The sequence below is a fragment of the Micromonospora sp. NPDC005215 genome (assembly GCF_040607915.1).
GTDB lineage: Bacteria > Actinomycetota > Actinomycetes > Mycobacteriales > Micromonosporaceae > Micromonospora.
Genome location: NZ_JBEXHQ010000005.1, coordinates 203,361 through 215,682, shown reverse-complemented (window position 1 = coordinate 215,682; position 12,322 = coordinate 203,361). Strand labels below are relative to the sequence as shown.

General features: G+C 67.5%; 8 protein-coding genes and 1 pseudogene. 5 read left to right on the top strand and 4 right to left on the bottom strand.

Annotated features, from left to right (window positions below; translation table 11 throughout):
* Positions 1 to 175 precede the first annotated feature (175 nt).
* Positions 176 to 724, bottom strand: a complete 549-nt coding sequence (locus tag ABZU25_RS07235; RefSeq protein WP_355028443.1) for an aspartyl/asparaginyl beta-hydroxylase domain-containing protein — start codon at positions 722 to 724, stop codon at positions 176 to 178.
* Between the two features lie 1,429 nt (positions 725 to 2,153).
* On the opposite strand from ABZU25_RS07235, the gene ABZU25_RS07230 reads away from it, so the two are divergent.
* Complete coding sequence (locus ABZU25_RS07230; RefSeq protein WP_355028442.1) at positions 2,154 to 3,497, top strand: FUSC family protein; 1,344 nt, start codon at positions 2,154 to 2,156, stop codon at positions 3,495 to 3,497.
* Between the two features lie 224 nt (positions 3,498 to 3,721).
* On the opposite strand, the pseudogene ABZU25_RS07225 reads toward ABZU25_RS07230, so the two are convergent.
* A pseudogene (locus tag ABZU25_RS07225) lies at positions 3,722 to 4,762 on the bottom strand (cbb3-type cytochrome c oxidase subunit I); the annotation flags it as partial.
* 181 nt (positions 4,763 to 4,943) lie between these two features.
* Between ABZU25_RS07225 and ABZU25_RS07220 the strand changes: the two are divergent.
* The 3 genes from ABZU25_RS07220 (at position 4,944) to ABZU25_RS07210 (ending at position 6,671) form a co-directional block, all read left to right on the top strand.
* Positions 4,944 to 5,096 carry a hypothetical protein gene (locus ABZU25_RS07220; RefSeq protein ID WP_355028441.1) on the top strand — a complete coding sequence of 51 codons (153 nt, stop codon included), beginning with the start codon at positions 4,944 to 4,946 and terminating at the stop codon, positions 5,094 to 5,096.
* A 117-nt stretch (positions 5,097 to 5,213) separates the two neighbouring features.
* Positions 5,214 to 5,852 (top strand): DUF6766 family protein, encoded by a 639-nt coding sequence (locus tag ABZU25_RS07215; protein WP_355028440.1) that lies wholly within the window; start codon positions 5,214 to 5,216, stop codon positions 5,850 to 5,852.
* 162 nt (positions 5,853 to 6,014) lie between these two features.
* Complete coding sequence (locus ABZU25_RS07210; protein ID WP_355028439.1) at positions 6,015 to 6,671, top strand: DUF1345 domain-containing protein; 657 nt, start codon at positions 6,015 to 6,017, stop codon at positions 6,669 to 6,671.
* A 65-nt stretch (positions 6,672 to 6,736) separates the two neighbouring features.
* Here ABZU25_RS07210 and ABZU25_RS07205 read toward each other — a convergent pair whose 3' ends face one another.
* Together ABZU25_RS07205 and ABZU25_RS07200 are read right to left on the bottom strand one after the other, a co-directional pair.
* Complete coding sequence (locus tag ABZU25_RS07205; protein WP_355028438.1) at positions 6,737 to 7,240, bottom strand: hypothetical protein; 504 nt, start codon at positions 7,238 to 7,240, stop codon at positions 6,737 to 6,739.
* Between the two features lie 239 nt (positions 7,241 to 7,479).
* Positions 7,480 to 11,514, bottom strand: a complete 4,035-nt coding sequence (locus tag ABZU25_RS07200; RefSeq protein WP_355028437.1) for a hypothetical protein — start codon at positions 11,512 to 11,514, stop codon at positions 7,480 to 7,482.
* Between the two features lie 310 nt (positions 11,515 to 11,824).
* Between ABZU25_RS07200 and ABZU25_RS07195 the strand changes: the two genes are divergently transcribed.
* Positions 11,825 to 12,319, top strand: coding sequence for a hypothetical protein (locus tag ABZU25_RS07195; protein WP_355028436.1), 495 nt, complete (start codon positions 11,825 to 11,827; stop codon positions 12,317 to 12,319).
* Positions 12,320 to 12,322 lie beyond the last annotated feature (3 nt).

The window sequence follows — 12,322 nt, the reverse complement described above, 5'->3', positions numbered from 1 at the left end:
GCCAGTTTCGCTCCAGAGCTGCATGATCCTGACGGCGTGCCCACGCTGATTGCCGCGTAGCGCGCTGCATCGAGCGTGATGCCCAGGGGGTGCTGCAGCGCACGCCCGGCGGTCGGCCGGGTTCTCGGGACGGGATGTTGAGGCGGGGCCTTGGGGTGCTCTGGTGTGGTCTGGTTCATCCGTCGCGCCGTACGAAGCCGGCAACCGAGGCCGGCAGTTCATCCTGCGGCCTGTCCTCGCAGCCGGGACGGACGAAGTCGAACAGGAGCACAACGCGGTCACTGGTGCCGTAGTTCCACGCCTCGTGCGTGACGGTGTCGTTGAAGACGAAGGTTTCACCCTCGCGCCACTGTCGAGTCTCGTCGCCCACTCGTAGCGCGCAGTCCTGCGGCACGACGAGTCCGAGATGGGCGCGGTAAACGGTGGTAACCCATCCCTGATGGGGCTTGATGTGGGTGCCAGGAGCCATCCGAGAAAACCCAGCGGTCGTCAGGTGAGGGACCTTCGTCAACGCGGAGGCAGCGCTCGGGCATGCCTCGAGCGCCTCCTCGATCCGCCTCCCGAAGGCGACAAGTCCATAGACACTCCAGCCCTGGCCGTACATCTCGCGTTGGACCCACGGCTGGTAGGTCTCAAGCGGGAGAGCGAGGCATTCATCTCGAATGGCATCCCACCGTGCCCGAAGGTCGGCGAGGAAAGGGAACTGCCGCTGGCCCACGAACATGGGAAACCATGTTGCACCACCGTCGGGTGGTGTGGGCTACGACGCCGCTCCGTGGATCCAAATCAGGGTGGGTCCTTGTTCGGACCTCCACCTGCAGGCGCACGCTCATGCCGCGGGCAGGTCGACCCAGTGCCGAGACCGAGCGCACGGGAGTTGTTGACCCCCAGACGCCGGTCGGTCACCATGCTGCGCATGCCCCATCAGTCAGCCCATGATCGTTGAGCCCGCAATGGGCACCGCCCTTCAGGTGGTGCTCGGCCTGCTGGCCAACCGCGAGTACGAAACGCTCGCTTCCATGACCGGGGGAGAACGCCTGTCAGCCGATGAGATCCGGACTGCGGTCGAGTCATATGGCCGGACCGTTGTTCGGCCACCCGGGGACGGGCTGCCTCCAGATTTCGATGTGATTGAGGTTGAGGGCGAGGGTCGTCGCCGGGCCGCGGCACGGTGGCAGGGCTAGCGGGGGCGGTCAGACCTGGCGGGATTCTGTGAGGGACCCCCGTTTACCCCCCGAAAACCCTGCCCAACCGTTGACGAAGGGTGACAAGGAGCGACGAGCGCAGGCGGTGTCTCTGCAGCTCAGCGACCACTTTCGGCAGGCAATGACAAGCTTGGTCCGACTGCTGTCGGTAACAGGGGTCGTCGGTTCGAATCCGGCCGTCCCGACAACTTGAAGCCCTGACCAGCGGAAACGCTGGTCAGGGCTTTAAGTTTGTCTATGGGGTTTGAACCGCCCCCGAAAGGCAACCCGTCTGCCGGCTGTACGGCATGTGCTGCCGGCAGACCGGCAGCCGACGAGCGCGGGGGAGGAGCGTAACCGAGGATCAGGCCGTACCCTGGCGGTTTACCCGCCCCTCCCGGGCCGCCTTCGACCGGCTGTGGTTGCGCTCGGTGCCGGCTGAGCCGGTCGCGGTGCGCTCGTGCCGCTGGTTCGGCGAGTGCTCCACGGTGGCCCCCTGCCGACCCCGTGCGCCGCTGCCCGGGTGCCGGCGGCTCCGCGCCGACTCGCCGCCGCTGTCATGCTTGTTACGCTGTTGGCTACCCATGCCCGGGTGGATACCAGAGGCCCGGGCACCCATGCTTCGAGCGGGACGGCTTCGATGAGGGGCCGAGCTGTTCGAGTTCGACGATGTTTCTCGAGCCGGACGCGGTCGGCGCGCCGCCATCCGCACTCGGTCTGCGGACGCCGTCGCTGGTGCAGTGGTTCTGAGGTCCCCACGGGTCCGTCACTTGAGACGTCTATCTTATGGGCAACGTCCTGACCGGGGTATTCGGCGGGTGACCTCTTCTGGTGCCGGAACCGTCAGTACCCGTGGCCCGATACTGGAATGTTATTGATCACGGACGGACGTAGGCCGGCGATGGACGCGGGACGTTTCATCATCGAGTTGCCGTTGAAGATCCGGGAGAGCCCAGCGACGAATGGCCGGTGATCCGCGATGCCAGGAAACGGGCTCGGATCTACGATGTCGGGCTGAGGGAGGTCTCTCACCAGGCCCGTAACCGGTCCGGCCGGCTGCAGCTGCTGTGCCGCGCCACGAGCGACCACTGGCCGCTGACTTGGTTGTCGCTGCTTCGGGTAGTTACCCCCATGCGTGGTGCCCAGGAACCTTCGCCCGATCCGCCCTCCGGTGTCGACGCCGTAGCGGCCGAGGTGCGGCAGGCGGCACAGCGGGCTCGCCAGCGTGGGCGTCAGGGGTGGCGGGTGCGGCTGCGCCTGACGAATGTCATCCTGGTGATCACGGTGCAGGCGGCGCTGGCCGCGGCGTTGTCCTGGTTCATCGGGCACGACGTGTTGGGCATTTCTGCGCCGGTTTTCGCTCCGTCCGCGGCGGTCGGAACGATCGTCGCCGCAATCGGCCAGCGGGTCCGGCGAACCGTCCAGACGCTGGTCGGCGTGGTAATCGGAATCCTCATCGGGGACGCTCTGCTCTACTTCGTGGGCCCGGGACCGGTGCAGATCGGTCTGGCGGTGGGGATCGCGATCGCGTTCGCGCTGATCCTCTCCGGTGGCAGCGGCGCGACCGTGGCCCACGCGGGGGCTTCGGCTGTCGTGATCGCGACCCTGTCGCCGGTGGATCCCAACCTCGAGTGGCCCAGGATCCTGGATGCCGTCATCGGTGGGGCGGTGGGGCTGGTGGTGGTCACGCTCTTGTTTCCGGTCAACCCGATGCGCGTTCTCAACCGGGCGGCCACGCCGATCGTCCAGCTGACCAGCGCAGAACTCCGCACTATCGCGACCGCTCTGAACGAGCGTGACGCTGAGCAGGCGACCGCGTCCCTGCAGCGCCTGCGGGACTCGGGACCCGATCTCGCACGATTGTCGCAGGCACTCAATGGGGCGAAGGAGGTGGTGAGTCTGGCGCCGGTTAGATGGCTCAGGCGAGATGACGTGGAACAGTTCGCCCACTTCTCTGAGCATGCCCAACGCTTGATTGCTGACGCGCAGGATCTGGCACGTACCTCCGCGACTGTGTTGCAGTACGACGAGGCGGTTCCGTCTGAGCTGACCACGACACTCAGGCAACTCGCCGACGCCAACGAGCACCTTCATGCCGAACGCGCGTCGGGCCGTGATCCGCAGCGGGCGCGGGCGACAGCCCTGGCAGCCATGCACAGCGCTCGCAAGGCCGGCGACGTTGCCACCGGCCGGTTCAGTCAGACCCTGGTCACCCAGACGCGGGTCGCGGCGAGTGACCTGCTCCGCGCCAGCGGTCTCGATCCGGAGACGGCCAACCGGCTGACTCGGGAACGTTACGGCGAGAGCGCCTGAGATCGCAGAGGTGGTGACACGTCTCGCGGCACAGGTGGCTGTGCCCTGCCGCTCGACAGGGAGGGGCCTTTTCGCGGACTGCCGCTGCACAGCAACCTGGTCGTCTGCCGATGCCTTACCCGGAGGCCGCTCGTCGAGGAAACGACACCCATGCGCTGCCACGCGACGTGGCGGACGGAGTGCTGGTCGATGGGGAGTCGGCGGGCAATGGCGACCCGGCCTCCTCACCTTCTCTCGTCGTCCTCTTGACCGGGGTGGCGCCACTGCGGCGGGGCCTCCTCTCCCCGCTGGGAGTCCAGTGGGTTCTCGTCGGTCTCCGTGGTCAGCTCGAAGCTCGGTCGTCGGGTCTGCTCCGGGTCGGGTACCTCGATGGGGCGGGCACCGGACTGCGGGATCTGCTGGTCACCGGCCGCGCCCCCACTGCCCTCGACACTGGCCGACTTCGGCACGTGTCTCTCGAGGTGCAGCTCCTCGCTGACGCTCTGTGGGGGTTTGGCGGCGCGTTGCGGCAGGTCGCGTCCGAGGTCGGCGACCCGAGTGCCGTACTTGGCGTCGAAGGCGGGGCGTTCGGAGCGGATCCGGGGTATGCGGTCGAAGTTGCGTAGCGGCGGCGGGCAGGTTGTGGCCCATTCCAGGGAGTTTCCGTACCCCCAGGGGTCGTCGACGGTAACGGCGGCACCGAAGCGCCAGGATTTCCAGATGTTGTAGATGAAGAACAGAGTGGACGCACCGAGCACGAACGACCCGATGGTGGAGATGGTGTGCAGGGTGGTGAACCCATCTTGCGGTAGGTAGTCGGCGTAGCGGCGGGGCATTCCGCGGTTGCCCAGACAGTGGTGGACCAGGAAGGTGGTGTGGAAACCGACGAACATGGTCCAGAAGTGGACCTTGCCGATTCGTTCGTCGAGCAGCCGGCCGGTCATCTTCGGGAACCAGAAGTACACGCCGGAGAACGCGGCGAAGACGATGGTGCCGAAGAGGACGTAGTGGAAGTGCCCGACGACGAAGTAACTGTCGTGGACGTGGAAGTCGACCGGCGGACTGGCCAGCAGCACGCCGGTGAGGCCACCGAAGAGGAAGGTGACGAGGAACCCGATGGCGAACAGCATCGGGGTCTCGAAGGTCAGTTGCCCCTTCCACATGGTGCCGATCCAGTTGAAGAACTTCACTCCCGTGGGCACGGCGATGATGAAGGTGGTCGCTGAGAAGAAGGGTAGGAGAACCTGACCGGTGGCGAACATGTGGTGCGCCCACACGTTCAGGGAGTAGAAGAAGATCACCCACAGAGCCAGGACCACTCGTGCGCTGACCGCGATCGCCGAGAAGGACGGGGTTGGGGCATGCTCTCTTCTGGCACCCGATACCGCAGCCGGGCTTGAGCACTCCGTCGACAGGCCGTGTGCCGAGGCCATCCTGGACGGGGACCTGCCCGGGCCCGGGCAGGTCTTGGCCAGCGAGGTGTACGGCCAGCAGGCGCAGGTGCGACTCGACGGCGACACCGTCCTCCTTGCCGTCTTCCCCGGTGGCTGGCGCGTTGTCGCCGCCGGGTGCACCGATCGAGGCGACAAGCCATATGACTGGGTGCTGCAGGGTGGTTGACTCATGCGCGCCCAGTTCGTGCTGTTGCTGCTCGTGGTGGCGGTGGGCCTGGTCTACTTCTGCGCGCTGGGGGTGCTGCACCGGTGAGGAGATTCCTGTAAGAACTCCCTCGGTCTGGTGTTCGGTCTACTGTTCCTCACCGCGCTGGTTGGCCAGGCACTCGCCGGACATGCCGACTTCAACCAGCAGCAACTCAGCGACGGCCTGCAACCGATCTCGCTCGGCCGCTACCTCACGTCGGCGAGTTTCGCCGTCGACGTCACCGAGGACTGGCAATCGGAGTACCTGCAGTTCTTCCTCTACCTCCTCCTGACCATCTGGCTGCTGCAGAAGGGATCACCGGAATCCGAAGAGCTCGACAAGGCAGGCCGCGAATCGGACGAGGAGCAGATGGTCGGCGCTCACGCTCCCGCCCCGGGCCCGATGTCGGCCCGGGTCGGTGGCCTGCGACGGGCGCTGTTCTCCCGCTCGCTGGGCCTGGTTCTCGGCGCGATCTTCATGCTGTCGTGGTTGGCCCAGTCCATCACCGGGGTCGCCGCCTACAACGAGCATCAGCTCGGCAATCTCCAAGACCCGGTGTCCTGGGGCCAGTACCTCCTCCAGCCCGACTTCTGGAACCGCACGCTGGAGAACTGGCAGTCGGAGCTACTGGCCGTCTCCTCGATGGTCGTCCTGTCGATCTACCTGCGACAACGGGGGTCCTCGCAGTCCAAGCCGGTTGGCGCGGCGCACACCTCCAGCGGAGTAGAGCGCTGAGCGCCGCAGCCCTCGTACCCGCGTCGCGAAGCTGAGCAGCTTCTGACAGGTGATGGTCAGTCCGCCCGGAGTGCCTCCACGGTTCAGGCATATTGACAACCTGAACCGGTAGTCCCGTCGGGTATGTCCCATATGATCCGTTCGAGCTGGAACCCTGAGCCGGTGGAACAGCAATCGGGACGACCGGCGCGGGGACGGCTGCTGTCGGTCAGGCGTGCCCTGTGGTCGTCAGCCGTCGGTGTCGTCGCAGGGGCCGCCACCGCGCTGGTCGGCGCGCCGGAGTTGACGCCGCTGGTGATGTGGACGATCGCGGCCGGCACCATCCTCGTCTGGGTGTGGCGGGCGTGCTGGTCGGCGAACCCACGGCGTACCGAGCAGCTTGCCGCGGCGGAGCAGCAGTCCCGGTCCACCGATGCGGTGATCCTGATCGCGTCCGCCATCAGCCTCGCCGCCGTGGCCGAGGCGCTCATCCGCGCCTCAGACCAGCAGGACGTGGTGGCTGTCACGCTGGTGATCCTCAGCGTCGTCGCGGTGGTCCTGGCGTGGGCGCTGGTGAATACGGTCTTCGCACTGAAATACGCCCGGCTGTACTACCGCCACGATGGCGGCATCGACTTCAAGCAGGACGATCCACCGGCGTACGCCGACTTCGCGTACGTCGCCTTCACAGTCGGCATGTCCTACGCCCCGGGCGAGAACGAACCGACAAGCAACCGCGTGCGCCGGATCGCGCTCGGGCACGCGCTGCTCTCCTACGCCTTCGGAACCGGCATCCTGGCCGTCGCGGTCAACCTGGTCACCAATCTGGGCCAGTCGTGACCCCCGGGTAGCGGGCAGTGGCGTGACCTGATCAGTTGCTCTGCCACCACCAGGGCAGAGTTCGATCAGCTCGGCGGCTGCTGCCCCTGCGGTCCGGCCAGCCACGTCGTGACCTGCCTCAGTGGCTGGCTGCTGTTGACGATCTTCTTCATCCGTTGCCACGCGGCGTGGGCCCGAGACCCTCCCGGCACTCCGCCGAGACCCCCCACGCCGCCGCCAGCCACCGTCCCGCTGCTCTGCGCAAGTTGCTGGGTGCTCTGCCCGAGTTGTTGGCCGACCTGCTGGGTCGCCTGCTGCAGCGTCTGCGACAGCGGTCCATTGGGTCCCAGCGCCTCCTGCGCCGTCTGCCCGACCTCGTTCACGGCGTTGTCCACCGTCTTCACCGACGACTCGATGATCTGGGGATTGCGCTCGATCGTGCGGAGGGCGACGTCCGGTTCTGACATCGTCCTGCTGCTGCGCACACCAGCCGGCTGAGGAAGGCCGCGCGCACCACTCTCCGGGACCCGTTCCTCGGTGATGATCTCTTCGATCCACAGGCAGTAGTCGCCGCCCGGGTCCGCAGACACCACGGCAGCTTCCCACTTCGCCCGAGCGGGCTGCGGTCAGGACCGGCCGGGCTGCGCCAGCCGATCCTCGTGGACGATGTACGCCACAATCTTCTGCGGTCGCTTCACCGGCGGACCCTACGACGACAGGTGCGCCAACTGTGCCCCCGAACGCGCCGGTACCGGCGGTGAGGAGCACGAGCGGGGCCAGGAGCCCGAGCGGCCGTCGGCTGCTCGGGCTCCTGATCGTGACGCGTCCGTCACTGGTACATCTGTGTGACGGTGAAATTCATCGACTGGGCGTAGAGGCTGACACCGGTCGGGCTGTTGGGGTGGAAGGACTGCTGCGACGCCAGGCCGTCCGGGATGTCACCCGGCGACTTTTCTGTCACGACCCCGTGCACGCCCGCCGGCGAGCCGCAGACCGACTTGCCCGCGAACTCGTCGATCGGGTCGGAGTAGTACGCGATCGTCGCGCCGTGCGCGGTGTTGAAGTCGCGGACGACGTCCAACTGCTCGTCACGCAGCAGCACGCTCATCTCGGACAGCCACACCCGCTCCTCGTCGCTGAGCACGAGTTTGAGGGCGCAGAGCGGGTCGCCGCCGACCTCGACGAGCTTCGGGTAGCCCATGAGCATGATCTTGGCGTTCGGCGCCTTCTTGCGGATCTCCTCCAGCACCTTCGTGTTCGACCGGGGAATCGTGTCGGTGATGCGGCGCCTTGTCGACACGTCCACGGTTTCCGTCTCGCCCGACAGCTTCGCCTTGAAGCAGTCCAGCGGGCCGGCCATGTAGAGGCACTCCTTGACCACCGGGCCGAACTTCGCGTCGTTGCCGCCGATCGAGATCGTGACGAGCGTGGTGTTCTCGTCCAGGTAGCCCTTGTCGAGTTGGGACACCTCCAGGTACTGGCCCTTGCCCCGTTCGTTGTCGGCGTTGCGGGGCTCGTTGCTGACGGTACGCAGCGGCAGGATGTTCTCCGTCTCCGCGCCCGAGCAGGCGATCAGGTGGTAGTCCATGTTGACGTCGTGCTGCTGGCTCGTGATGTCCGCCCGCGACCCGATCGGCGTTGACGACCCGGGCAGCACCGCCTTGCGCGACCACGCGTTCTTCGAGCGGTGGCAGCCGTTGCGGAAGGCGTTGTCCCTGTTGTTGTCGGTCTCGCGGTAGTAGTCCGAGCCGTTCGTCGGCGAGGCGCCCTCGCCCGACGAGAACGAGTCGCCGAGTGCCACCACCTGGTGCTGCGGCTTGCCCGGCAGCGGGATGAACGCCGCCGCGTCGAAGGCCACGTTCTCCTGCGGCCGGCCCAGGGCCAGGTCGCCCTGCCCGCCGGTCGGCACGTCGTCCCGCAGCTGCGCCAGCTCCTCCGGTGTCAGGTTCGACACCATGTTGTTCAGCTCCACCTTCGGAACGTTGTTGAACTCGAACACGCCGAGCGCCACCCAGCGGTTCGCGTACCCGCGCTGCTGGACCATGCGGGTCTTGACCACGCCGTTCTTCGTCGTGATCTGGTACGCCGCCTGCTGCGTGGTACCGAGGTGGTCGGGGATGTGGACCATGACCCGCATCCAGCCGTTCACCGTCCGGTCCAGCGTCCACGTCCCGCTGACGTAGAGGTTGCTGCCCGGCTCGCGGGTGTGCGTGAACCAGTAGTGCGCGCCGTACCCACCGCCGACCTGGTGCAGGTCGATCTTGCCGGGGTACTGGAGTGTGCCGTTCTGCGTCTCGCCGGCGAACCCGTGCGTGAACGTGCCGCTGTTCGTTCGTCGGGTACAGAGCCAACCGGCCTCGTCACGGCGTGGGCTGACGACCTCGTTGATCACGTCGTCGACCACCAGCGCGTTCGCCGGCAGGTCGGTGCCGCACTTCGGGAAGTAGCTCACCCCGGTGGCCGGATACGCCCAGCCGGGGTCGTACCTGATGGCCTCGTTACCACAGTCCAGACAGCCCGGTTTCCAGTCCGCGGATTGGTTGTACCAGCACTTGAGGTCCCGTTCGCCGATGACGTTCACGTGGTGGCACGGGCCGGCCGGCTCGTCGATCACATCGGGCGCCGTCGGCGGGAGGTTGGTGCCGTAGTAGCAGTCGTTGGACTTGTCGCAGAACGTCTGGAGGTGCGGCTTCACCCGCTCCCGCCCGTCGTTCGTGCTCCACCACGCGTACCGGTAGCCGTCGGTGTAGGTGTCCGGCTTCTCGATCGCGTTGAGCGGGTGTCCGGCCCAACCCATGATCTTCTCCGGGTACGGCCACTGGCTCGGGTGCCGCGCGTCGTCGTAGGTGAACTCCAGGAACGCCTTGCGGTTCGCCGGGTACCTCGGGTTGGCCGGGTTGTTCGCCCAGCCGACGCCCCACGGCCCGTCCGTGCTGCCCTGCGGCTCGTAGAACCCGGTGTTGTAGGCCCACACCGCGAAGAACCAGCTCTCGATGTACTGCGGGTCGCCGCCGTTGACCTTCATGTTGTACGCGTCGACCTGGTTCCACTTGTCCTGCAGGATCCGCAGCGACTGGGAGATGTTCGCGGCGAAGTCCACGGTGATGGCCAGCTGCTGGTTGTACGGCAGCGGGACCTCGTTCGGCTTCTGGAACCCGGGCTTGCGCATGCCGTCGGTGACCTGCCCGACGCCGTAGCCGCAGTCGGACTTGTCCCAGCGGATCGCCCAGTCGTCGCTCGTGTCGGTGTCGTAGATGTCCAGCCCGTAGTAGTTACCGATGAGCGGGTTGCCGAACTCGCCGGGCAGGACGTGCGGCGAGGCCTGCCACAGGTTCGACTCCTGGGCGAGGATGCCGAGCATGATCTGCGCGGGCACGTGGCCACCGCCGTTGAGCGGCCGCATCGGGAACCAGTCCGCGACGTTGTAGCCGGGCAGGCCGGACTGGTTGAAGTTGTTGCCCCGGTTGAGGATCAGCGTGTCCTGTACCGCCATGTCGACGACCCACTCGATCTCCCGGGCGCGCGGCTGGTACACCTGTACTCGCACGTCGTTGCGGGGGATCGCGCACCAGGCGGCAGTGTCGACCGGGTCGTGCAGCGGTGTCGCCAACGTCGTGGCACCGGATGCCGACCGGGCCCGCCCCGGCGTCTTCGGGGTCGCCCGAGCGCCGGCGTCGCCCGACGTCGGCGTGGTCGGCGTAACCGCGAAGTCCACGCTGCGACCGGTCGCCGGCACCTTCGCCTTCATGGTGAGCGACCGTCCGCGGCCGCCGTCCGCGTCCTGCGCCGCGCGCGGGTCGGTCGTCCACCTGATGTCGTCCAGCAGCAGGTCACCCTCGCTGGACATCTCCGCCTGCGTTGTCGCGTCGAGCTTCGTGACACCCGTGGGCAGCTTGTGCACCCTGCCGGGGCTACCGGTGATGCCGACCCGACCGCCCGCGCCCTTGACCACGTTCATGTCGGTAGTGCCGCCCTCGGCAAGCGTGGCAGTCGCGCCGGACTTCACGACGGTCCGCTTGACCCGGCCGGCCTTGCTGTCGGCATCCATGTACACGACGGCGTCGCCGTTGGCCGCCAGCCGGAACGGTACCCCGGTGGTCCTCGCGACGGCCGACCGGCGACCCTTGCCGTCGACCTTGACAAGCGCGCCGTTGTCGGCGGCGATGATCTCGTCCTTCACCGGTAGCGCCGAGGTGAGCTGGCCCGCCACCTGAATCGGCGCGGCCACGGTGCCGGTCGCGGCGTCGAGCTGCGTCAGGCGGGTCTGGCCCGAGCCGGTGTCGCCGCCGGTGAACGTGCTCAGCACGACGTTCTCACCGGTACCGCAGCCGGGGCTGAAGTACGCGAGGGACGCGTGCGCGGCCACCTTCCGGACGGACTGGTCCCTGAGGTCCACGACCGCCACGGAGGCGCCGCGGTCGAACAGGTCGGGCTTGTTGGTGTAGGCGCGCGGCGCGTACGTGACGACCAGCCGCCGGCCCGACTCGGTGAGGCAGCCGTTGCCGATCCACTGGTCGGTCTCCAGCCCCGGCTCGCTCAGCGTGGCCGCGGTCGTCCAGCTGTAGCCGGAGGCCGCCGACGCCACGAGCACGTGCAGGCCGGTCATGTCGCCGGAGAGGGTCCAGGCCCGGTCCTGCGACGTCCGCCAGCCCTGCTTGAGGGCGGAGTCGCGCTGATCGGGCGGTACCGTGGTGGACGCCACATTCTTCGGTGGCGGGTCCGGCGCCGCGGCGGCCGGCGCGGGCAGCGCCACGAGACCGCTGGCGACGATCGAGGCGGCGGCGAGCGCGACGGTGGCGCCGCGAGGGGCGGCTCCGGGACTGAGACCGCGCGGCAGCGCGGGGCGGGACGGCGATGCTGACACTGCGGTTCCTCCAGGATGGCTTGGGGTCGATGCAGTGTCGGAACCGCGCTCACCGTCGGCGCATCATGGTGTCATCGTGGGCGTAGCGCGCCGGCGTCACGGCACGCCCAAGGCTCGCTCGGCATCTAGCCAGCAGATCCTCACCGGGTCGCGGCAGCTCCAGCCGGTCCGCTCGTTCCTCACCCGGCGGTCCGCGACGCCCACGCCGACTGAGGCATGACACCGCGCGGATGACCTGACGATGCGGCCGCGATGCGGCGACGCCGAAGGATCACTCCCACGAACATGCAGCACGACTGAGGAGGACAGCATGAAGGTAGCGAAGGTTCGGCAGCATCGCCTGGTGCGGGCGCTGATCGCCCTGGTGGCGTTCGTGGGACTCGGCGTGGTCACCGCGGCCGTACCCGCGTCGCCGGCGCTGGCCGCGTGTTCGGGCTCCAGCTGTTACAACGTCAATCCCAATGGCCAGTGCAGCGGCACCCGGTACGGCTGGACCGGCGGCGGCTACGACAGCGGACTCGGCATCGTCGTGGTGAAGTCGCCCGGCTGCAGGTCGGCCTGGGCACGCCTGCAGAACGACCAGTACATCCGCTACGCCGGTGGGACGTTCACCGTGCGCATCGAGCGCAGGGTGTATTCGTCTTACGGCTGGTGGTACACCGGCAGCCTCAGCAAGTCGTTCCCCTCCACCAACGGCGGGGTGTGGACCAACATGCTCGAGGATCTCGACTCCTCTGACGAGCAACAGGCCTGCTACAACTTCATGGGCGGCGCCTGGACCTGCACCCCCTGGGTCGCTAACTGAACA

What these genes read in the sequence shown, in the direction of transcription:
- ABZU25_RS07195 (WP_355028436.1), top strand. Translation starts at nt 11,825, where the DNA reads ATGAAGGTAGCGAAGGTTCGGCAGCATCGCCTGGTGCGGGCGCTGATC.
- ABZU25_RS07235 (WP_355028443.1), bottom strand. Translation starts at nt 724, where the DNA reads ATGTTCGTGGGCCAGCGGCAGTTCCCTTTCCTCGCCGACCTTCGGGCA.